At 38.2% G+C, this 19,519-nt stretch carries 23 protein-coding genes and 1 pseudogene; 9 read left to right on the forward strand and 15 right to left on the reverse strand.

The annotated features are described in order from the left end of the window. Nucleotides 1-175: 175 nt before the first annotated feature. Entirely contained in the window at nucleotides 176-733 is a 558-nt protein-coding gene (locus ACU5DF_RS04855; RefSeq protein ID WP_446712005.1) for a hypothetical protein, read from the reverse strand. Nucleotides 734-1,000: 267 nt separating this feature from the next. Between ACU5DF_RS04855 and ACU5DF_RS04860 the strand changes: the two genes are divergently transcribed. Further along, complete coding sequence (locus ACU5DF_RS04860; protein WP_446702074.1) at nucleotides 1,001-1,375, forward strand: hypothetical protein; 375 nt, start codon at nucleotides 1,001-1,003, stop codon at nucleotides 1,373-1,375. Nucleotides 1,376-1,497: 122 nt separating this feature from the next. On the opposite strand, the gene ACU5DF_RS04865 is transcribed toward ACU5DF_RS04860, so the two are convergent. Together ACU5DF_RS04865 and ACU5DF_RS04870 are read right to left on the reverse strand one after the other, a co-directional pair. Next, nucleotides 1,498-2,055, reverse strand: coding sequence for a PIN domain-containing protein (locus ACU5DF_RS04865; RefSeq protein WP_446712006.1), 558 nt, complete (start codon nucleotides 2,053-2,055; stop codon nucleotides 1,498-1,500). Beyond that, the gene (locus ACU5DF_RS04870; RefSeq protein ID WP_446712007.1) at nucleotides 2,055-2,507 is read right to left on the reverse strand and encodes a helix-turn-helix domain-containing protein; all 453 of its coding nucleotides are present in this window, start codon (nucleotides 2,505-2,507) and stop codon (nucleotides 2,055-2,057) included. The genes ACU5DF_RS04865 and ACU5DF_RS04870 overlap by 1 nt, the downstream gene beginning before the upstream one ends. 247 nt (nucleotides 2,508-2,754) lie before the next feature. Here ACU5DF_RS04870 and ACU5DF_RS04875 point away from each other — a divergent pair. Beyond that, nucleotides 2,755-3,391: pseudogene (locus ACU5DF_RS04875) on the forward strand (CatB-related O-acetyltransferase). An 89-nt stretch (nucleotides 3,392-3,480) separates the two neighbouring features. Here the strand turns inward: ACU5DF_RS04875 and ACU5DF_RS04880 are convergent. Beyond that, nucleotides 3,481-3,843, reverse strand: coding sequence for a DoxX family protein (locus ACU5DF_RS04880; RefSeq protein ID WP_446712008.1), 363 nt, complete (start codon nucleotides 3,841-3,843; stop codon nucleotides 3,481-3,483). A gap of 99 nt (nucleotides 3,844-3,942) precedes the next feature. Between ACU5DF_RS04880 and ACU5DF_RS04885 the strand changes: the two genes are divergently transcribed. Further along, nucleotides 3,943-4,821: a LysR family transcriptional regulator gene (locus ACU5DF_RS04885; RefSeq protein WP_446712009.1), complete on the forward strand. Its 879-nt coding sequence runs from the start codon at nucleotides 3,943-3,945 to the stop codon at nucleotides 4,819-4,821. A 222-nt stretch (nucleotides 4,822-5,043) separates the two neighbouring features. Here the strand turns inward: ACU5DF_RS04885 and ACU5DF_RS04890 are convergent, their stop codons facing one another. From ACU5DF_RS04890 to ACU5DF_RS04905, 4 genes are all read right to left on the reverse strand, one after another. After that, nucleotides 5,044-6,081 carry a type II toxin-antitoxin system HipA family toxin gene (locus ACU5DF_RS04890; RefSeq protein ID WP_446712010.1) on the reverse strand — a complete coding sequence of 346 codons (1,038 nt, stop codon included), beginning with the start codon at nucleotides 6,079-6,081 and terminating at the stop codon, nucleotides 5,044-5,046. Beyond that, nucleotides 6,081-6,392 (reverse strand): HipA N-terminal domain-containing protein, encoded by a 312-nt coding sequence (locus ACU5DF_RS04895; protein ID WP_446712011.1) that lies wholly within the window; start codon nucleotides 6,390-6,392, stop codon nucleotides 6,081-6,083. Before ACU5DF_RS04895 ends, ACU5DF_RS04890 begins: the two co-directional genes overlap by 1 nt. Then, the gene (locus ACU5DF_RS04900) at nucleotides 6,377-6,688 is read right to left on the reverse strand and encodes a helix-turn-helix domain-containing protein (RefSeq protein ID WP_446712012.1); all 312 of its coding nucleotides are present in this window, start codon (nucleotides 6,686-6,688) and stop codon (nucleotides 6,377-6,379) included. The genes ACU5DF_RS04895 and ACU5DF_RS04900 overlap by 16 nt, the downstream gene beginning before the upstream one ends. A 167-nt stretch (nucleotides 6,689-6,855) precedes the next feature. Beyond that, nucleotides 6,856-7,767, reverse strand: a complete 912-nt coding sequence (locus ACU5DF_RS04905) for a DMT family transporter (protein WP_446712013.1) — start codon at nucleotides 7,765-7,767, stop codon at nucleotides 6,856-6,858. Between the two features lie 298 nt (nucleotides 7,768-8,065). Between ACU5DF_RS04905 and ACU5DF_RS04910 the strand changes: the two genes are divergently transcribed. The 3 genes from ACU5DF_RS04910 (at nucleotide 8,066) to ACU5DF_RS04920 (ending at nucleotide 11,459) form a co-directional block, all read left to right on the forward strand. After that, nucleotides 8,066-9,175: an alkene reductase gene (locus tag ACU5DF_RS04910; protein ID WP_446712014.1), complete on the forward strand. Its 1,110-nt coding sequence runs from the start codon at nucleotides 8,066-8,068 to the stop codon at nucleotides 9,173-9,175. Nucleotides 9,176-9,279: 104 nt separating this feature from the next. Beyond that, nucleotides 9,280-10,131, forward strand: coding sequence for a DMT family transporter (locus ACU5DF_RS04915; RefSeq protein ID WP_446712015.1), 852 nt, complete (start codon nucleotides 9,280-9,282; stop codon nucleotides 10,129-10,131). 83 nt (nucleotides 10,132-10,214) lie between these two features. Continuing rightward, the gene (locus tag ACU5DF_RS04920) at nucleotides 10,215-11,459 is read left to right on the forward strand and encodes an NADH:flavin oxidoreductase/NADH oxidase family protein (protein ID WP_446712016.1); all 1,245 of its coding nucleotides are present in this window, start codon (nucleotides 10,215-10,217) and stop codon (nucleotides 11,457-11,459) included. Nucleotides 11,460-11,535: 76 nt separating this feature from the next. Here ACU5DF_RS04920 and ACU5DF_RS04925 read toward each other — a convergent pair whose 3' ends face one another. Next, nucleotides 11,536-11,874 carry a cytosolic protein gene (locus ACU5DF_RS04925; RefSeq protein WP_446712017.1) on the reverse strand — a complete coding sequence of 113 codons (339 nt, stop codon included), beginning with the start codon at nucleotides 11,872-11,874 and terminating at the stop codon, nucleotides 11,536-11,538. Nucleotides 11,875-12,066: 192 nt separating this feature from the next. Next, nucleotides 12,067-12,690, reverse strand: a complete 624-nt coding sequence (locus ACU5DF_RS04930; protein ID WP_446712018.1) for a TetR/AcrR family transcriptional regulator — start codon at nucleotides 12,688-12,690, stop codon at nucleotides 12,067-12,069. A 132-nt stretch (nucleotides 12,691-12,822) separates the two neighbouring features. On the opposite strand from ACU5DF_RS04930, the gene ACU5DF_RS04935 reads away from it, so the two are divergent. Then, nucleotides 12,823-13,890, forward strand: a complete 1,068-nt coding sequence (locus tag ACU5DF_RS04935) for an MBL fold metallo-hydrolase (protein ID WP_446712019.1) — start codon at nucleotides 12,823-12,825, stop codon at nucleotides 13,888-13,890. Nucleotides 13,891-13,917: 27 nt separating this feature from the next. Here ACU5DF_RS04935 and ACU5DF_RS04940 read toward each other — a convergent pair whose 3' ends face one another. From ACU5DF_RS04940 to ACU5DF_RS04955, 4 genes are all read right to left on the reverse strand, one after another. Beyond that, nucleotides 13,918-14,523, reverse strand: a complete 606-nt coding sequence (locus ACU5DF_RS04940; RefSeq protein WP_446712020.1) for a LysR substrate-binding domain-containing protein — start codon at nucleotides 14,521-14,523, stop codon at nucleotides 13,918-13,920. Then, nucleotides 14,507-14,866 (reverse strand): LysR family transcriptional regulator, encoded by a 360-nt coding sequence (locus ACU5DF_RS04945; protein ID WP_446712021.1) that lies wholly within the window; start codon nucleotides 14,864-14,866, stop codon nucleotides 14,507-14,509. Before ACU5DF_RS04945 ends, ACU5DF_RS04940 begins: the two co-directional genes overlap by 17 nt. Nucleotides 14,867-14,887: 21 nt before the next feature. Then, nucleotides 14,888-15,370 (reverse strand): GNAT family N-acetyltransferase, encoded by a 483-nt coding sequence (locus ACU5DF_RS04950; protein WP_105063585.1) that lies wholly within the window; start codon nucleotides 15,368-15,370, stop codon nucleotides 14,888-14,890. Between the two features lie 138 nt (nucleotides 15,371-15,508). Next, the gene (locus ACU5DF_RS04955) at nucleotides 15,509-16,459 is read right to left on the reverse strand and encodes a LysR family transcriptional regulator (RefSeq protein ID WP_446712022.1); all 951 of its coding nucleotides are present in this window, start codon (nucleotides 16,457-16,459) and stop codon (nucleotides 15,509-15,511) included. Between the two features lie 177 nt (nucleotides 16,460-16,636). On the opposite strand from ACU5DF_RS04955, the gene ACU5DF_RS04960 reads away from it, so the two are divergent. Next, nucleotides 16,637-17,449 (forward strand): enoyl-CoA hydratase/isomerase family protein, encoded by an 813-nt coding sequence (locus ACU5DF_RS04960; protein WP_446712023.1) that lies wholly within the window; start codon nucleotides 16,637-16,639, stop codon nucleotides 17,447-17,449. Between the two features lie 41 nt (nucleotides 17,450-17,490). Here ACU5DF_RS04960 and ACU5DF_RS04965 read toward each other — a convergent pair whose 3' ends face one another. Beyond that, nucleotides 17,491-18,378 (reverse strand): LysR family transcriptional regulator, encoded by an 888-nt coding sequence (locus ACU5DF_RS04965; protein WP_446712024.1) that lies wholly within the window; start codon nucleotides 18,376-18,378, stop codon nucleotides 17,491-17,493. A 160-nt stretch (nucleotides 18,379-18,538) separates the two neighbouring features. Between ACU5DF_RS04965 and ACU5DF_RS04970 the strand changes: the two genes are divergently transcribed. Continuing rightward, nucleotides 18,539-19,453, forward strand: coding sequence for an aldo/keto reductase (locus tag ACU5DF_RS04970; RefSeq protein WP_105063583.1), 915 nt, complete (start codon nucleotides 18,539-18,541; stop codon nucleotides 19,451-19,453). Nucleotides 19,454-19,519: the final 66 nt, after the last annotated feature.

Here is a 19,519-nt window from a genome sequence, read left to right on the forward strand (position 1 = left end):
CAGTTATGCTTCAGTTTTATTGTGTTCTTGTGATGATTTGTGGGGGAGGAGAAAACTTACCAATCGTATACTGTTAATAACAATTCACTACTGAAAATAATAAAGTCTTTACACCGTTCTTATAAGACGAAACATACCTAATTTATAATCTACAGTACTAGGATTAAATTAATAGTTAATGTTTCAGTACTAGCTTTTGGTAATTTTCTAACCACTCAAAATCACCAACAAAGGAGGCTTTTTCTACGCATCTTTTAGTAAAGTGAAACATGTTAATAGGTAATTCAGAGCTTTTATTTACGCTATAAGCGTAAAATAATACATCTCCGTGATCTTGATATATTATCCGTGCTACGTTTATCGCATCAGAACATGCCAGTTCAAGTAGTATTTCTTCATTACAACGATCTACTCTCAAGCACATTTCAAACTCTGTGTACATTTCTAACACATCAGATTCAATGGGACTATAGAACAAAGTTATCGCTCGATGATATGACTTTTTATCATAATCCAAAGGTACCGAGTGCCAGAATTCTCTTAAAGCTGAAATTGTGTTCTTATTACTTTTATATATGTCCCAGGACTCTGCACGTACATTATGATAGTTGTCGGTTTCTTTGCCCTTAAACTCATTTATTGCAAAGAATATACTAGCCACTATCACTATAGTTTGTATCATTGAAAACATAATAATTATCAGCTTTTCGTATCGGTCAATAAAATGAATCATAGAGTCCCTTAATCCGCTTCAATGTTTTTATACTACCAGCTATATAATTAAGTACGAGTTTACTATTTGCTTTAAGCATTCACAACTTTCGGTTTACAATACTTAAATGATTCACGGATTACTAAATTAGCAAGGTAACTAACTCGTTTCTATCCATTTACCTTTCCCCAAGACAGATTAGTTGCAGGATAGTAACCTAATTTAAGATAGTATTTTCCTCAAAAATACGCATAATCTTGCTATACAACACTCAAAGAGAAATTACCTATGACTAACTTTCAATATTACTTTCACAAACTGCCTTGTTTTGACTGTAAAAAAACCAAAGTAAACACTGATCTTGGTTGGTTAACAGCAACAATGAAAGACGATGTTCAAGCACAATTGACTGCAATTATCGAGCAAGGCAACGTTGAAGCTGATCTTTCAGTAAACGTGACTTGTACTAAAGCTGAAGCTCGTGATTACTTATTGCTGAATTTCTACGGTTACTCTGAAGAAGAGCTAGAAGGTCAAATTGAAGCAGACGATGAGAAAGAAGTTGCAGATGAAATCGCTGAGTTGCTAAAAGATGGTAGCGAGGTAGCGGTATTTGAGCACGAAATCGCTCTACAATGCTGTACTGATTGTGACGTTGAATAAGCGTTAATAACGCTCAATATACAAATTCTAGGCATTAGCAAAATCAAAGTTGCTAATGCCTTTTTTGTTTTGTCATTTTTAGTTAAACCCAAACAACGATCATTTAAAACTACAGCATTAACTTAAAGCTTTTTAACTTTGACACAAACACTTGGAAGCCTCTGTTTTTGCAAACAAATTAAAAACTCATCTTGGGTCATTGGTGGTTTTTTCAATGAGCTTCTTTGCTGTTGAGCAGCTTTAACACACGCACTATTATCTAATTCAAACATATCACACAGAAACTCATCAGGATGTATTGCAGATAATCCCAAAGGCTCAAGCTCCTTTGATGGAAAATCCTTTAGATTAAAAGTAATAATAGACTCTGCTTGCCCTTTAATTGCAGCAGCAACAACATGCCTATCATCCACATCCGGCAAAGTAAGTCCATCAATTAAAGGTTCATATCCCTCAACCAAACAATCAGGAACATTTGCATTCATTAGTGTTTTAATTCTTTCAAGACTGGCAGGGTTAACGTCAGGATTATTTATAAGTAGATTACGAATCCATTCATCATGTATCTGATCTGTCCACCGTGCTCTAAATAAACCAGTATTGGCTAAATACATTAGGTAACTACGAAGAGGAGCAGGATACATAACACACGCATCTAGTATTACTGTATATGATGACATTAATACCCCATATTCAGCTCTTGATCTAATGCTGACAATTCCGCAAGTGAAGCAAGCCTACGCTCTTCTAAACGATCCTTATATTCCATAATATCGGCAAACGCGACTTTTCTACGATTACCTGTACGGCTAAACGGAATTTCTTGCGAATCAAGAAGCTTAATAAATGTAGGCCGTGACATATTTAACATATCAGCCCCTTCTTGTGTTGTTAGTTCTGCATGAATAGGTGTAATGCTAACAGAGTTACCTTGCCCTAATTGAGTTAGTACCTCTATCATCATATTTAATGCGCTCGCAGGTATCGTTACTTCATGAGATTTACCTAATTTATCAACAACGTTGATCCTTTGAGCTTCCCCATTGGTTTCAATTACGGCTGATAGCTCCTGACTACCAAGCTTAGCCAATGCTATTTCTTCTGCGCTTGGCAACTTTATCGCTGCATTCATATTTATTCTCTCTATATTCATGTGTACAAATTGTACAATAGTTACAGTATCCGAAATATTCGAAATAAAGTCAATATTCGCAATATTCGAAACAACACAAGTAAATGTGAAAATGTGTTATTATCCACTCAAACTGTAAGGACAATAATCATGAAGCTTATCCCCCTACTGAAACAGCCTAGAATCCACTGACTTATTTTAAATTAATGCCAACCCCATTATTTTTATATAAGTTAAAAGGTTTATTATGCAAGAAAAGCACTGGTCAAAGTTTCAGTTACTTCATGAAGTTGTAACCAACAATAACATTCACATTAAAGGCACCCATAGCTATTACAGTGATTGCTGGGATAACGGTTTTGAAGACTCTGTTGTTCGGTATTTACACGGAGATAAAATCAGCCGTCAATGGGAGCCAAGATGGGAAATCGATAAACTTCATATTGGTGATTACGTCTGTATCGCCGCTGAAGTTATTATCTTAATGGGCGGAAACCATAACCACAGAACTGATTGGTTTTTGTTTATACCCATTTATGGACTTTATCGACGACTCTTATGCAAGCAAGGGCGACACTCACATTCATGACGGCGCTTGGTTAGGCATGAGAGCAATGATCATGCCCGGCGTAACCATTGGTGAAGGTGCTGTTATTGCCGCAAATAGCGTAGTAACCAAAGATGTTGAGCCATACAGCGTAGTTGCAGGCTCTCCAGCAAAACACGTGAAATATCGCTTTGAGCCTTCCATGATAGAAGAGCTGTTGTCTTTTAAAATTTACGAATGGTCTACTAATAAATTCAATGCTCTCAAACCGCATTTATGCAGCCCTGATTTTGAGCAACTAAAACAAGCCATAGCCTCTTACGATGGGCTTAATTAGAACTTAGCTATTACTGAATATCATCAGGTAGCTACTATCAAATACTTCAAATGGTGCGACAGTGTCGCACCATTTTTATTCAGAAATAATTAAATCAATCTCTCTAATAAAGGTAACGCAATAATAAGAGACAACACTAACGTCACCATTGATGGGACTGCGTCTTTCCAAGTATCAAATCGAAAATGAAAGAACATCGCCCCAATGGATGTTAGCGTAATCAAACTAGCACCCATCGCACTTAATAATGGGTTTATTGTAAACATCCCCACTAACATCACAACAGCACCTGTGGCTTCAATAACACCCACAGCAAACATTGCCGCACGGTTCAGGCCATAACGATAAAAGAAGGCAAGTTGTGGTTCAAATATCGCCTTTACCCAACCAAATATTTTGACTGAACTAGCAAACAAGAAAAACGCGATTAATACCCCTTGAATAAACAACATGATTTAACTCCTCTATAAACAATAGAGCCATTAAAGCATTCCAATTAGAATAGAAGAATACTAAGATTAGGCTTATTACTATTCCAAATAGGAATGACTATGGATAAGTTTGATTGTTTAAAAGTCTTTACTCGTGTTGCTAGCTTAGGCACATTTACTGCTGCTGCAAACGAACTCAATACAACCCAGAGCGCGGTCAGTAAAAAGATTGCATGGCTTGAACAACAAGTAGGCATTACTTTATTTCACCGTCATGCCCGTGCGATCAGTCTAACAACAGGTGGTAAACAATATTTAAGCTTAGCGCTGAAACTTACTGATGAAATGAACCTTGTTGAATCTCAATTACGACAGGAACAAACGTCCATCTCTGGTACTTTAAAGCTATCTGTTCCTAGTGCTTTTAGTGTTCAAAAACTCTCTGTACCACTCAATGAATTCCTAAATTTACATCCAGAGCTTTCTGTTGATGTATCGGTATCGGATAAATTTGTTGATTTGGTTGAGAGCGATATAGATATAGCTATTCGGGCGGCCTATCTCAAAGATTCAGGGCTAAAAGCAAGATGGATAATGGATAATGAACTCGTCTATTTTGCGTCTCCTGATTATTTAGAAAAACATCCTACTATCGAAATTGCAGAGGATTTAGCACAACACCAGTGCCTAACCTATTCGTTATCGACACCATCGAACCTATGGCGCTTCAATGATGGAAAAGAAACAAAAGTTAAGATAAAAGAAAAAGTACGAAGTGACAGCCCAGAGATGCTGGTTCAAATGGCAAAACTAGGTCAAGGCGTGGCGGCAATGCCAAAATGGATGGTAGAGCACGAGTTAACATCGGGCTCACTAACGCAAATATTAGACCAATATAAAACGGTGAAGTTACCTATGTATATGGTCTATAAAGATAGTGAGCACCAACCTCAACGCATTCGTGCATTTATTGATTTTATTTCAAATTACTTCTCTTAGGGGTAGCGTTACTCGCTGACAATAAAAATATTAATACCAATGTAACTAATTAGGTGATCTATTTATTACGCAGGAAAATCACTTAAGAGTAAGGCAAAAATTCTTATAAGTAGTTATTCTACAATAATAATTTTTAACGCAACTATTGAGTTATTTAACCAGGAATAATGATCAGATAATTAATAGAATTGGTATCACTTTCAAGATCACTGTATTGTTGAGTTAAGGAATATACTCATCACGGTCTTGTGCATAAAACGCTATCGAAATTATCCACTTCTCTATTGCACTATATTGCTCTTTAGACATAAAACTTTCTCGATATATATTTAAAATACGATCCTTATGTTTTAGTACGTCATCCATCAGCTTAATTGTCATCTTTTGGTTTAGACTCATGGCGTTACCAAACTGAATAAAATCATAGCCTGTATAGTGCGAGTGCTTCTCAAAGCCATTGCTTTGCACCTCTCCCCCTTCCTCTAATTTAAGCAGCGGCAATGCCATTCGATCACTGATGTATTCTTTATATGGCGCGACTGATACATAATCATAAATAGGGGCTAAACTATCTTCTGCAACTTCCGGTCGAAGTATCCCAAAGTTTCTAAGGTGTAAATCATTATTACCCAATAGATAAGCAACAAATACTCGGCGAAAAAAATCTTTTTTAAGTTTTAGCGTATTATCTAAGTTTTCAGAAAGGAAATCCCAAATTCGCTCATAGCTCACATAGTTCTCACCATCATCTTTGATTTTGCCGTACTTTTCCGCAATATTCATTGCCGCATCTAATTGCTCTTGATGGATCGGTTCTTTGTTTTCATTGCGATCAAAACGTTTAATGATAAATGCTTTCTCTTCATTACCTTGCTCATCTTTTTTAAATCGAACGAGCCCAAACTCTGGTATATCAAAGCCTAAATTTTTCATCACTAGCATGGTGGCGTGCTCATTTTCGGCTAAATGAGGAAACTCTTCTGGTGATGGCTTAAGGATGTACTGCGCTTCGTTTTCTACGACTTCAAATTTTTGTTCATTGATAACAAGTGATAGCTTGGGTTGATACCCTGAAATACTCATTCCTTTTTGTTTTTTAGGTTGATCCGTAATAAATCCGCTACGTGTAAAAGGTAGGCGCATTATTGTTGTTGGATCAGCCGTTAAGTATTTGATTCCCGCTTTGGTATACTCATCTTGAAACTGGTTCTTATCTGTTAAAGGAGTCAGGCTGATTAAACATTTATCTTCTGGATACATTATTCTTCAAACCTCTCTAAACGAACCGCCCCAATTAAGTTATTTCCATTTTGTATTAGCATGCCTAACGTATCGTTTTCATCTATTTTTTGAATTTCTGAATACCGTTTTTTTAACCAACCTTCAGGGGCTAGGCTTGCAAAAAATGGATGTAAGCACTCTTCTGTAAAGCTTTTCTCTTTTAGGGGAAAGCTTAAAGACAGTGGTTTTCCTCGATAACTCTCGCTATAAGTAAAAGTAAAGCAATTGTCTTTTTGAGTTAATATCCCTGCGAGTTGCTTATACAGATAGACATTTACTTTTCTATCCATAACTTCACTCCTAATTCATTACAAATGCTAAGAACATTAGATAACTTGGCATTATGAGGGTCTTTTAAGATCCGCTGTATCGTTGAAAACGAAATATCTGTTTGCAGTTCAAGATCTTCAATTGAAATGCCCAATTGCTTTCTTTTTTCTAGAAGTATTTTGTCTAGCTCTGCATGCTGATGATCAAGACGGAGTTTACTGCTTGGGTTTGTTTTTAATTCAGTGATCTCATCGATAAGCCCCTGCATTTCATTATATAGCGAAGTTAGCTTTACTTGAGCTTCATTAGTATCCATAACAGCAACCCTCTTATCAAAAATGAATATATGAATAAAAAAACTGATTGATTTATTCATATTTGGTAAAAACATAATAATGATACTATGTATTACGTCATATATGAATAAAAAAATAATTTACAGGGTAAAAAACCTCATATTTGACCAGTACGAATAACTTCCGTTTAGTTAAGTGAGTTATTTTTCTTAGGAATAAAGACTGACTGCTTACCAAATACATTAATTAGCGCACCGGTCACAATCAAACCACCACCGATATACGTCCAGATTGATGGCATTTCATTAAATACCCAAACACCTAATAACGCAGAAAAGACAATCTGAACATAAGAATAAGCAGAGGCTTTACCCGCCGCTTGGGTTTGCATTGCTTTAGTCAAACCATATTGTCCAATTTGCGTGAAGATGCCGATTAAAATCAGGATCATCGTAAGGAACAAACTTGGCCATACAAAGTCATTCCAAATAAGCACGCTTGAGATAGGTAACGCCACTAATGGGAAATAAAAGATAATTACTGAGCTGTCTTCTGTTTGACTGAGTTTTCTCACTATCACATAAGCAATCGAGCTTCCTAAAGCACCACATAACGCAATAATAATGCTCAATGTCGGTAATTCACTCGTACTGCCACTGTTCATACTTGGTTGAACCATAACAAATAAGCCAACAAGACAAAAAGCAATGCATATCATGGTTGATTTTTGAATGTGTTCTTTCAGAAAAAGTACACCAAGTAATGCGGTAAATATGGGATGAACGTATTGCAAGATAGTGGCTTCAGCCAAAGGTAAGGTTGTCACTGCATAATAAACACACATAAGCGCAGCCGTGCCTACTGAACCACGCGCAAGAAGTAAGGGTTTATTATTCCCCCATATCGAAATGCCTTTTCGCTTCACATCTACATAGCTAATGATCAAAGAAACGAGCGCCCTTGCTGCCACAATTTCAAAGACTGGAATGCCGTAATTACTCACGTATTTTACGCACGCCGACATGAGCGCAAATCCAAGCGCAGAAAGAAACATGAATCTAACCCCTGTAGGGATCAGTGAAAAAGAAAAGGTAGGCATAAGGACATCAATCAAATTTAAGGGGTAATGCATGATAGCCTAGTTTACTTACTGCACCCAAAGTTCTTGTCTTAATCATATCGACAGTCAAATTCTATTTCAAATGTCACCCTCCCTGTTAAAGATCATTACATTTTTTTATTAAAACAATAATAAATCATAATTTCATGAAACCCTCTTTTTTATATATCTTACTCCCATAAAAAATAACAACTGTCAGTTAGGCAAGGGTAGTACCCACATCACTTTAATTAATAAAATAATAATAACCTTCGCATAAGCAAAAAGAGGATTTACCATGACAAATGCACTATTTCAACCAATGCAACTGGGTAACCTTACGCTTAAAAACCGTATTGTAATGCCACCAATGACTCGTTCTCGTGCTACTCAACCGGGCAACGTTGCTAATGACATGATGGCGCAATATTACGCACAACGAGCAAGTGCGGGGCTTATCATTGCAGAGGGCACTCAGATCTCTGAAATGGGGCAAGGTTATGCATGGACTCCGGGTATCTACTCTCAAGAACAAATTGCAGGTTGGAAAAAAGTAACCGACGCAGTGCATGCAAAAGGCGGTGCTATTTTTGCTCAGCTTTGGCACGTTGGCCGTGTTACTCACCCTGATAATATCGGTGGTCAGCAGCCAATTTCATCGTCCGCATTAAAAGCAGAAAACGTAAAAGTGTTTATTGATAATGGCACTGATGCTCCGGGGTTTGTGGATGTGGTTGAACCTCGTGAAATGACAAAACAAGACATTGCTGATGTCGTTGAAGAGTATCGTCAAGCTGCACTTAATGCGATAGAGGCAGGTTTTGATGGCATTGAGCTTCATGCTGCAAATGGATATTTAATTAACCAATTCATTGATTCAGAAGCCAATAACCGTACCGATGAATATGGTGGTTCTATCGAGAATCGTCTGCGATTTTTAGGCGAAGTGACTGAGACAATGACTGATGCTATTGGTCATGATCGCGTTGGTGTTCGTCTTGCTCCGTTTACTTCATTAAATGGCACTGTCGATAAAACACCGATTGCAACTTACACTGAAGCAGCTGTATTACTGAACAAACTAAACGTGGTGTATATGCACATTGCTGAAGTGGATTGGGACGATGCACCAGATACACCTGCAGAATTTAAAGAAGCTATTCGTGATGCGTTCAAAGGCACTATTATCTACGCAGGTCGTTACAATACAGAAAAAGCAGAGCACGCATTATCAAGCGGTTTAGCAAATATGGTCAGCTTTGGTCGTCCATTTGTTGCTAACCCTGATTTACCAAATCGCCTTAAACATGGTTACCCTCTGGCAGAGCATGATCCAAATACGTTATTCGGTGGCGCAGAGCAAGGACTAACCGATTACCCAGAGTATCAAGCGCAATTGCCTTACTAGTTAGAGTCCAAAAATAAATCATATAACCCTGCTTATTTAAGTGGGGTTATTTTTTATATAACGTAATATTGGCTTTCTTCTTTTTATATTCAGAGTAAGCACCTATGCGTGGAATCCTTTATCTCGTCATCGCTACTATTCTTGCCGCTATTGGTTGGGGCGCATCAAAAATGGTTGTCATGACCATTCCCGGCGATATTTTTATTGGTACACGATTTCTGCTCGCAAGCTTAGTACTTCTTCCTTTTTGTTATAAACAACTTCGCAACTTAACCATCAAACAAGGCTTTGCGCTTACTGGCGTTGGTTTAGTGCTATCGCTTGCTCTGCAAGTCTGGGTGTATGCTGTTGCTATCACTTCGTCATTAGCAGAAGGCGCATTTATTATGAGTTTAGCCATGCTAATTGCCCCTCTGATTGCCTGGATTCTATTTCGTCAAAAACCCAACAAAGCCTTTTGGTTAGCCTTGCCTATTTCTATTTTTGGTATGATGTTATTAACCCTAGGAAATGGTTGGAAAATGGAACCAAGCCAACTTGGGTTTATGCTCTCTTCTCTTTTGTTGTCATTACACTTTGTATTAAACAAGCGCGTTATTGGTTCTATCACACCATTGTTATCCATTTGCGTTCAAATGTTTGTTGTGGGAATTAGTGGCTGTTTATATGCATCATTCAATTCACATACACCATTTGAACTCACAGAGCATGCTATCTTTTGGTTTTTAATCTCAACCATTGTGGCAACAGCCATTCGTTATCTTGCTCAAACCCTTGGGCAATTTTCGGTAGAGATAGAAACCGCCTCTCTGATTATGATCTTAGAGCCTATCTGGACATTACTGATCAGTGTAACCTTACTTAATGAAGTGCTAGAAACTCAAAAAATGCTAGGTGGTGCTACCATTATTTTATCTCTACTTTTTTATATCAAACTATCACAAAAGCTCAGATAGATACCGAAAATAAGGGTATTATTCTTCCCGAAAATAGAGTAGACCACTTACCAAATACAGCAAAATATAACCATAGAGCAAACATGAATTCAATTACTCTCAGTAAACCTTTCTCCCTTACTAATGGTCAAGTCATTAAAAATCGCCTATTTAAATCAGCAATGAGTGAACAGCTGGGCGATAAGCAGCACAACCCTACTTCTGGCTTGGCAACCCTATATCAACGTTGGACTAAAGGCGGCATTGGTTTATCGATTACTGGCAACGTAATGGTAGATAGAAGCGCACTTGGCGAGCCTAAAAATGTAGTTTTGGATGAGAAAAGTAACTTAGCATTATTTAGTGAATGGGCAAATGCTGGCAAGCAAAATGACTCACACATATGGATGCAGCTAAACCATCCAGGTAAACAAATCCCTAAGTTCTTATGTGCCGATCCTGTTGCCCCTTCTGCAATATCATTAGGTCGTGGATTAGAAAAAAGCTTTAATACCCCACGAGAACTCACTGATGGTGAAATCTACGAGATCATCAATAAATTCGTCACCAGTGCTAAATTAGCAAAACAAACTGGCTTTACCGGCGTGCAGATACATGGCGCTCACGGTTATCTTGTCAGCCAATTTTTATCATCGAGACATAACCAACGTGACGACAAATGGGGCGGTTCATTAGAAAACCGACTTCGTTTTGTACTGGAAGTATATCGTGCCATTCGTAAAGAAGTTGGCGATGATTTCCCAGTTGGAATTAAGCTTAATAGTGCTGATTTTATGAAAGGTGGCTTCACTGAAGAAGAGTCGATGCAAGTTGTGCAAACTCTGAGTGATAACGGTATCGATTTAATCGAAATCTCAGGTGGAACTTACGAGAGTCCATCAATGATGGGAGATAAAGATAAACAAGCGCCAGTAAAAGAAAGCACCATTAAACGTGAAGCTTATTTTATGGATTACATGGAAAAAGTGAGAAAGCTAGTTAACACACCGTTAGTTGTAACTGGTGGTTTTCGTTCTGCGCAAGCGATGAATGAGGCGTTAAATACCTCAGCGACTGACTTTATTGGCATAGCACGAACCATGGCAGTTGATCCTGATTTTCCGAATAAATTAATGGAAAATCCAAACCATGGAATGCCGCTAACCGTACCAACAACTGGCAAACCTGCGCTAGATAAAATCGGAATGGTTGGATTGGTGTGGTACGAACACCAAATGTGGCGTATTGCTGATGGAAAAGATTCCGATCCTAAATTAAGTGCGCTTGGTGTGGTATTTAAAACCATTTTAAGTGCAGGCTGGCACGCGTTTAAAAAGCGCAGAGTGTAAAGCCCATGAAATAACAGAATCCAAGTAACCCCGCTTTTTTAAGTGGGGTTATTTTTTATTAGCTCATAAAGAATATTCAGTCAATTCGGGTAATAAAGGTTTGCTCGTCATCCACAAAAGCCACAAAGCCGCCGTGATAGATAAATACACGACCACGCCCTTCAACTAGGCAGGCAAGCTGTGGGTTCAAATCTTCTTCGTTATCCTGACTTTGAAATGTGCCAGTATCAGTGATTACACCACTAAATGTAGGCAAATATCCATAAGTGCGCTTAGCTTGAGCAATTAGGCTCAATTCGCTGGCAACAGATAAACAAGAAGGGATAGCTCCTGCTTCTTCGATAAATAAAGTTTTCAGTTCTTCAAAAGCGGTAATAACTAGCCAGTCGATGTCGTTAACATGATGGATAAACATAGAGTTTCTCGGTTATTCTGGTGTGGAGATTTTATCACTATTAGGGAAGAACGTAGTAGAGATTTAGTTGCTAAAGTTATTTCTGGACATTTATTAGGTTAACTTGAAATACGTCTTTGTCCAAAAACGACTTACACATCCCCTTAAAAAATCTACAAAACCCAACTTGATTATTAATCTAAAAAACAAAACTTACCGACTTATACCCACGCCATAACGACTCAAAAACAGCATCGCGCTATCTTCTACTAGCTCTTGTTTTTCTTGTTCTGATAGCTCATTTCGCATGCCGACAAGCTGCGGCCAAAATGCACTTCCTTTAAGTAAGCTATGCAATTGAACACTCGCTTTATGCTTATCTTTAATTGATAGCTGTTGTGTGTCCATCATCACCTGCAACCAACGAGATAACGCAGTTTCTTGCTCTGACATTTTCTCAATCTGTTGCTGCAACGCTTCAGGTTTATAGAAAAAATGCCCAAAGGCAACCTTCGCTAAATCTAAATACGATTTATCACCAATCACATTTAATTCTGCAAATAGTAGTTGTTCTAGTTGATGTTGAATACTGATATCTTGGGAAAATTCAGTCTCCATTTCTCCCATCGAGTTTTTCCATAAATCCGACAAAAGCTCCATCACTAAGGCTTCTTTAGATTCAAAATGGTTATACACCGTTCGCTTTGATACCTGAGCCAATGCCGCAAGCTTATCCATACTGGTATTTTGCACTCCATCATCTTGAAATGCTTTTTTTGCCGCAGTAAGAATCGCTTCACGCTTTAATTCACTTCTGCTTTTTTTCTTTTCAATCATAAAAATACCTATGGAAAAACTATAATTTGTAGATAGCGGCCTACACTGCCTCTTTTTATTTTACACTAATCAGTTTACTTTTCACTTTTTAAATGTAAACTAGTCGGTGTAGTTTACTTATTGAGGGTAAATATGAACAACAAGTACACTTGGGTTAACAACAAAAAAATCACTTTAGTCGGAGTTTCCATCATGGCATTAACGTTTTCTTATTTTCAACAAAACAAAAGCAATGAGCCAATTCGATTTAAAAACAGTGAAATGGAATACACAACCAGCGCGAGTAATATTTTAGATATAGCAAAAGCGTATATCTCAACCACTCGTACCGAAGCAATCCCAAAAAATGCCGTACCTGTTCAACCTATTTCTGTTGATGAGTTAATGCAAGAGCAAGAAGCGGTGTTATATCGCCTTGGACATTCGAGTGTGTTGGTGAAGCTTGATGGGCACTTGATATTAACGGATCCTGTTTTTAGTGATCGTGCCTCTCCTGTTCAATGGGTCGGCCCTAAACGTTTTCATAATACGCCGATCTCTATTGCTGATCTTCCTGCTATTCAGGTGGTAGCTATTAGTCACGATCATTATGATCACCTTGATAAACACGCCGTTAAATTATTAAACGATAAAGTAGCGCATTTTGTGGTGCCTCTTCGTGTTGGTGCTTTATTGCAAAAATGGGGGGTCGCAGAGAATAAAATTACTGAGCTTGATTGGTGGCAATCTACAACCTTAAATGGTATTGAATTTTCATTAGCACCCACTCAACATTTCTCAGGCCGTGGTTTAACTGATAAAAACAGCACCTTATGGGGAAGCTGGGCAATAAAGGGCAAACAAGCGAATATCTTTTTCAGTGGCGATTCTGGCTACTTCTCTGGCTTTAAAGAGATTGGTGAAAAGTATGGTCCTTTTGATTTAACCATGATTGAAACTGGTGCGTATAACGAATTATGGTCAGATATTCATATGTTCCCTGCTCAAAGTGTGCAAGCGAATTTAGATCTTAACGGTAAGGTCATGATGCCGATTCATAACAGTACTTTTGATCTAGCACTGCATGATTGGAAAGATCCCCTAGAACAAGTATCAGCATTAAGCGAAGAAAAGAATGTATCACTGGTAACACCGATGATTGGGGAAAAACTTAACATTACAAAACCACAGAAAACCTCTGCTTGGTGGCGTGATCTTTAACGATAAGCCACGATGGCTAGTTAATCGTTATCCCTCACTATCATTTATTGCATGTAAATAACGATGGCCCGCTTCATACGTCTCTTTTAAATGCAGCTGTAACAGTAAGAAGCTTTGCTCTCTAAACCAACGATGAGCAGAGTCATTCTGGTATTTACTGTGCCAAAGTAAATAATAACTATGAAGTGGAAGCTCAAACGGCAACGGTTGAATTGTAATTGGTAGCTTATCGGCAAATTGACCTGCGATATGCAGAGGTGCCGTTACAAGCGCATCGGTTTGGCATACAAGTTCTATGGCAGAAGTAAATGATGGGGTCTTTGCGAGCACTTTTCTTTTTTTCTTATGCTGCTGAAATAACTCACCAACGTACTGCTTCATCTCTCGTAATCCATGAACTAATACATGTTTTGATTCAAAGTAAGCCTGTTGACTTAATGGCTGATTAGCTAAGGGATGTGAATCAGACATGATGATCACGTACTCATCATCGATCAATTTTTTTCCATAAATATTTTCAGGGAAATGATCCAACGTGGAGGCAACTAACTCAATTTTATTGTCAGAAAGCGCTTGTATGTGTTGTTCTTGCCAAAGCTGAGCATATAACGACGCATTAGGTGCGTGAGCCACTATTTTTTTTACATATAACTGGAACAATGGATTCAGAAAGAAAGGCGGTGTAAGCCAGTGAAAACTCTCGCGTACACTCTTTAGGGGAGAAGATCTCTACGTCATATAAGCCATCAAGAGTTGCCAATATTGAGGGCAGTTTTTTCAATAACGCCTCACCTTTTTCACTCACTACAAACTGGTTTCCCTCCCGAATCAAAATAGGATCATCAAAGGCGGATCTTATTTGAGTTAAGGTTCTACTCATTGCTGATTGCGTGACATTTAATTGCCTCGCAGATTCAGTCAAACTTCGCGTCTGTAACAATGTGTATAACGGGCGTAGCAGTTTGTAGTTATTCATACCTCATCCTTGAGTTCTTATTTACAGCTGTTTTAGCATCCAAACATCACACGCACCATGAAGAGTCTCTTCAAGTGGTTGTGGTAAATGTTCAAAGCCTAGTTTTTCATACAATCGCACCGCTGCGACCATATTAGAAAGTGTATCAAGATAACACTGAGTAAAGCCCTGCTCTTTGCCAAACGCTAAACACGCGGTAGCAAGTTGCTTTCCAAGGCCGAGTCCTCTGCTCTCTTCAAGCAAGAACAGTTTTTTCAATTCACAGGTATTTTGATCATTACCAAATGGGGCAAGCCCACAGCCACCAACGACTTTTCCATCCAATAGCGCGACCAAATAATGGCTGCGGTTTTCTTTAGTATAAGACAAACTCATCGCATCCACTTCGGCATCCGATGGACCAAAACCCTCACCGACGGCTCCGTATTCTTCGCCTACGCATTTAATAACACGGCTTAATTCTTTGTCATGCTCTGCTGACACTTCTACTATTTCAAGGCCCATAATTGCTCTCTTAGGATTCATCACATTCATCTTTGTATCACTCATTTTGTCTTTGATGAATTAACTATAAGATGACACAGTTATGATTAAAAATCACATTAAGTCATATTGGTCATGATTTAAAATCAGACCCATTATTTACTTATTACCGCCATACAACTTTGCAAAGTTCGGAATATTTTGATCCCACACCGGTGAAGCCTCTCCAATAATTGACTTTAAAACATCAATAAATAACTTAGTTTTAATAGGTGCATCTCGATGTGGGTACACAGCATAAAAGGTTCCGAAATCTTCAAGATTCAAATGCGTCATAATAGGAATAAGCTTACCTTCCATGATTTCATCCTCAATCATTTGAGCAGTAACAACTGCTAGCGTATTTCCTGCCACTGCACTTTTAACTACCATCTCGACATCATTCACTTTGTAAGCGGTATTAAGATGAAACTGCTGCTCGATATTGCTCTCATCAAGATAATTGAATTTATTAATGAGCAATCCAGGGACGGCATAAATCGTCGCAGGTAATGATTCTAGCTTTTCAATTGTCTTTATCTGACCGTGTTCCTGAATAAAATCAGGTGAAGCGACGATTAATAAACGGCTTCGGGCAATCTTACGAGAAATCAAACTGGAGTTCTTTGGTTTACCAATACGAAAGCCAATGTCAAAGCCCTCTTGCACGATATCAACCACTCTATCTTCTAATCTCAACTCACATTTCACATCAGGGTACTGCTTCTGAAAAACCGAAATAGCATCTTGAACGTACTGACGACCAAACATCATTGAGCTGGTAATTCGTAGTATCCCTCTTGGCTCAGAATGGTAATTCTGCGCTAAACGATGAGTGTTATTAAGCAAGTCACGTAATAATTTTGCTTGGCTCACCATTTCATTACCTGCTGCTGTTAATGATAGCGAGCGTGTGGTGCGGTTAAGTAAGCGAACGCCTAACTCTTCTTCTAAACGACTTATCTGCTTTGAGATAACAGAGCGATCAAGGTTCTTTTGCTCGGCAACATTAGTAAAAGAGCCAAGTTCAGTGACTTCTAGCAATAACAGTAAACGATTAGAAAAATCCATTTGAGCCTCATGAAAATAAATAAAAACAGTATTGGTGCAATATTAACATCAATCTTATGCCAGTAACGGTATTTTTCTCACCTAATGAGTTGCTTATAGTTATCTCACTGGCGGAGAGGACGCCCTCTCACGTAACTATATTTAACTAGCCGATAGGCGATTTAGAGGAAGTACATTATGAAAACATTATCAATCACTAACCAAAATGGTATCGCAACCGTTGCTATTAACAATCCACCAGTGAATGTATTGACCATTAATCTAATCAACGAAATTAATGAATATGTTCTTTCTTTAAAAGATGACCGAGATACAAAAGTGGTTGTGTTTAAGTCATTGCATGAAACCTTCTTTTTAGCGCACCTTGATCTTAATGTGATTAACGGCACCCAAGGCGGTCAAGCAGCGTCTATTGAGTTCAATCATATGATCATGAACATCAAGGCGATGAAACAAGTATCTGTTGCCTTAGTTGATGGCGTGGCTCGTGGGGGCGGTAATGAGTTTGTTATGGCGTGTGATCTTGCTTATGCCACTGAGAATGCTGCATTTGCTCAACCAGAAGTTCACGTAAATATCCCTACGGGTGGTCAAGGTGCTGTTCAGTTCGTAAGAAGAATGGGTAAAAACAAAGCATTACAGGCTCTACTATTAGGTAATGACTTTACAGCGCAACAAGCTGAGAATTTAAATATCATTACCCAATTTGTACCTAAAGCTGAAATGGATAACTTTTTAGCCATGACTCTTGGTGTAATTAGTAGCTTAGAAGTGCGTGATATCGTGATGTACAAAGAGATCATTGCCGCTTCAATTAAAGATGAAGACGCTGGTGCAGAGTTAGAATTACGTTACTTTTTAGAGCGAGCTAAAGAGCAAAAAACAGCTGCTATTATCTCTGCATTTCTAAAACATGGCGGACAAACAGAGCGCGAAGCAAAAGACATCCAAGGTATTTTTGTTGATACCGCGGCTGAACTGTCTAAATAAGATTAAATCACTCCATTATTAGCCGTCATATTGGCGGCTAATTATAGATGATACCTTCTATCCCTCAGCTTCTCTTGAACAAAAGCAATAAAGGTTGATAGTTTTTCTGGCGGATAAATAAGTTGTGGGTATAACAAATAGATATTTTGGCCTTGAACAAATTCATCTTCTAATACTTTTTGCAGCGTTCCATTTTCTAATTCTTGATCCACATAATAGTTAGCGACACGAATGATCCCCCTTCCATTTAAAGCTTGTTGTTTTAAAAGATGGTGATCATTAACAGTTAACCAACCTGAAATAACACTCTCTTTGGATTTTAATGGCCACAGTTGGGTTTCTACAGCAGACAAACATTGCTGCGCTGAAAGATCGTCAATTGTCTTTGGAATACCATTTTCCTCTAAATATTGAGGAGAGGCACATAAACAGTGCTGATAAGAGAATAATAATTTCGCGACCATATTTTCAGGTGGATGTAATGTGGCACGAAATGCCAAATCAAAATCATCATGGTGCAAGTCATAATTCACATAGCTCGAATCAATCACAAAATTGATGTCTGGATACAAACATTTAAACTCAAAACAAATATCCAGTAAAAATCGCTCTGTAAATAAGGTTGGTGCGGTAATGCGTAGTGTTCCTGAAATGCTGTTGTGCGTTTGATAAACATTTCGATCTAAATCTAGCATGGTCGCTTTGATCTTTTTTCCCTGCTCTAATATCTTTTCACCTTCCGCCGTTAAACGAACACTCCGAGTGGTTCTCACCAATAAAGCACATTGAAATTCCGCTTCTAGCTTTTTTATTTGATCGGATAAATACCCTTTAGATATTGATAAGTTTTTTGCCGCTTTAGTAAAACTAAGTTGCTGAGCAATCTCAACAAATAGCATTAAACACTCTATCTTTTTATGTTGCTGCATTTTTTATATCCATATCAAAAGGGCTTCATATTCTATGCTATAACAAAAAGAATGTTTGCATTGTTTTTTATAACGAACAATCATTTCATTTATGAATACTTAATCAATCTTCACTATTGTGGTTATAATTGAGGCCTACCCACATTAATGAGTGTTTGTTATGAGTCATGTTGAAAAAGTACTAATGGCACCAGAAGGCCCTACATTTTCTAATCTAATTCAAGGTTATTGGCGTTTAGAGTCATGGGAAATGAACGCACAAGAGCGTCTGTCTTTTCTAAAAACACATGTAGAAATGGGCATCACAACAGTTGACCATGCCGCAATTTACAGTGCTGGCAATTGTGAGGTCTTATTTGGTGAGGCACTAAAGCTTGATCCAACAATGCGTGATCAAATTGAGATCGTATCTAAATTTGGTATCAATGGTATTGCTACCGGAAATGGCGAAAAACGTGTTTCTCATTATGACAGCAGTAAGCAAGCGATTTTAGACTCAACAAACAACTCATTACAACGTTTAGGTGTAGAGCAGCTAGATACATTATTAGTGCATCGCCCTGATTTCTTAATGAATGCCGATCACGTTGCAGAAGCCTTCGCCGAGTTAAAACAAAGCGGTAAAGTTAAACACTTTGGTGTATCAAACTTCACTTCTTCTCAATTTGATTTACTGCAATCACGTTTAGATATGCCTTTGGTGACAAACCAAGTTGAAATTAACCCAATGAACTTTGATGTTCTAGAAAACGGTGTATGTGACAAGCTACAACAATACCGTGTTAGACCAATGGCATGGTCATGTTTAGCGGGCGGTAATATCTTTAGTGAACAAACCGAGCAAGCAATACGCTTACGTCATACATTAACTGAACTAGCTGAAGAGTTAGGTGCTACCTCAATTGAGCAAGTGATTTTCGCTTGGGTATTAAAACACCCATCAAATCCTGTTGCACTTATTGGTTCAGGGAAAATCGAAAGAGTAAAAGAAGCGGTTAACGCACTTGCATTGCAAATGAATACTGAGCAATGGTACCGCGTTTGGGTAGCATCAAAAGGTCATGGTGTCGCATAAGCGTTAAGTAGATTCTGTGTAACGACGATCCCGAGAGTATTTATGCACTCGGGTTTGTTTACCTAT

It is taken from the genome of Aliivibrio wodanis, assembly GCF_052920805.1.

Excerpts from the sequence above, each read along its gene's own strand:
- ACU5DF_RS04855 (WP_446712005.1), bottom strand. The coding sequence starts at position 733 with ATGATTCATTTTATTGACCGATACGAAAAGCTGATAATTATTATGTTT.
- ACU5DF_RS04860 (WP_446702074.1), top strand. The coding sequence starts at position 1,001 with ATGACTAACTTTCAATATTACTTTCACAAACTGCCTTGTTTTGACTGT.
- ACU5DF_RS04865 (WP_446712006.1), bottom strand. The coding sequence starts at position 2,055 with ATGTCATCATATACAGTAATACTAGATGCGTGTGTTATGTATCCTGCT.
- ACU5DF_RS04870 (WP_446712007.1), bottom strand. The coding sequence starts at position 2,507 with ATGAATGCAGCGATAAAGTTGCCAAGCGCAGAAGAAATAGCATTGGCT.
- ACU5DF_RS04880 (WP_446712008.1), bottom strand. The coding sequence starts at position 3,843 with ATGTTGTTTATTCAAGGGGTATTAATCGCGTTTTTCTTGTTTGCTAGT.
- ACU5DF_RS04885 (WP_446712009.1), top strand. The coding sequence starts at position 3,943 with ATGGATAAGTTTGATTGTTTAAAAGTCTTTACTCGTGTTGCTAGCTTA.
- ACU5DF_RS04890 (WP_446712010.1), bottom strand. The coding sequence starts at position 6,081 with ATGTATCCAGAAGATAAATGTTTAATCAGCCTGACTCCTTTAACAGAT.
- ACU5DF_RS04895 (WP_446712011.1), bottom strand. The coding sequence starts at position 6,392 with ATGGATAGAAAAGTAAATGTCTATCTGTATAAGCAACTCGCAGGGATA.
- ACU5DF_RS04900 (WP_446712012.1), bottom strand. The coding sequence starts at position 6,688 with ATGGATACTAATGAAGCTCAAGTAAAGCTAACTTCGCTATATAATGAA.
- ACU5DF_RS04905 (WP_446712013.1), bottom strand. The coding sequence starts at position 7,767 with ATGCCTACCTTTTCTTTTTCACTGATCCCTACAGGGGTTAGATTCATG.
- ACU5DF_RS04910 (WP_446712014.1), top strand. The coding sequence starts at position 8,066 with ATGACAAATGCACTATTTCAACCAATGCAACTGGGTAACCTTACGCTT.
- ACU5DF_RS04915 (WP_446712015.1), top strand. The coding sequence starts at position 9,280 with ATGCGTGGAATCCTTTATCTCGTCATCGCTACTATTCTTGCCGCTATT.
- ACU5DF_RS04920 (WP_446712016.1), top strand. The coding sequence starts at position 10,215 with ATGAATTCAATTACTCTCAGTAAACCTTTCTCCCTTACTAATGGTCAA.
- ACU5DF_RS04925 (WP_446712017.1), bottom strand. The coding sequence starts at position 11,874 with ATGTTTATCCATCATGTTAACGACATCGACTGGCTAGTTATTACCGCT.
- ACU5DF_RS04930 (WP_446712018.1), bottom strand. The coding sequence starts at position 12,690 with ATGATTGAAAAGAAAAAAAGCAGAAGTGAATTAAAGCGTGAAGCGATT.
- ACU5DF_RS04935 (WP_446712019.1), top strand. The coding sequence starts at position 12,823 with ATGAACAACAAGTACACTTGGGTTAACAACAAAAAAATCACTTTAGTC.
- ACU5DF_RS04945 (WP_446712021.1), bottom strand. The coding sequence starts at position 14,866 with ATGAATAACTACAAACTGCTACGCCCGTTATACACATTGTTACAGACG.
- ACU5DF_RS04950 (WP_105063585.1), bottom strand. The coding sequence starts at position 15,370 with ATGGGCCTTGAAATAGTAGAAGTGTCAGCAGAGCATGACAAAGAATTA.
- ACU5DF_RS04955 (WP_446712022.1), bottom strand. The coding sequence starts at position 16,459 with ATGGATTTTTCTAATCGTTTACTGTTATTGCTAGAAGTCACTGAACTT.
- ACU5DF_RS04960 (WP_446712023.1), top strand. The coding sequence starts at position 16,637 with ATGAAAACATTATCAATCACTAACCAAAATGGTATCGCAACCGTTGCT.
- ACU5DF_RS04965 (WP_446712024.1), bottom strand. The coding sequence starts at position 18,378 with ATGCAGCAACATAAAAAGATAGAGTGTTTAATGCTATTTGTTGAGATT.
- ACU5DF_RS04970 (WP_105063583.1), top strand. The coding sequence starts at position 18,539 with ATGAGTCATGTTGAAAAAGTACTAATGGCACCAGAAGGCCCTACATTT.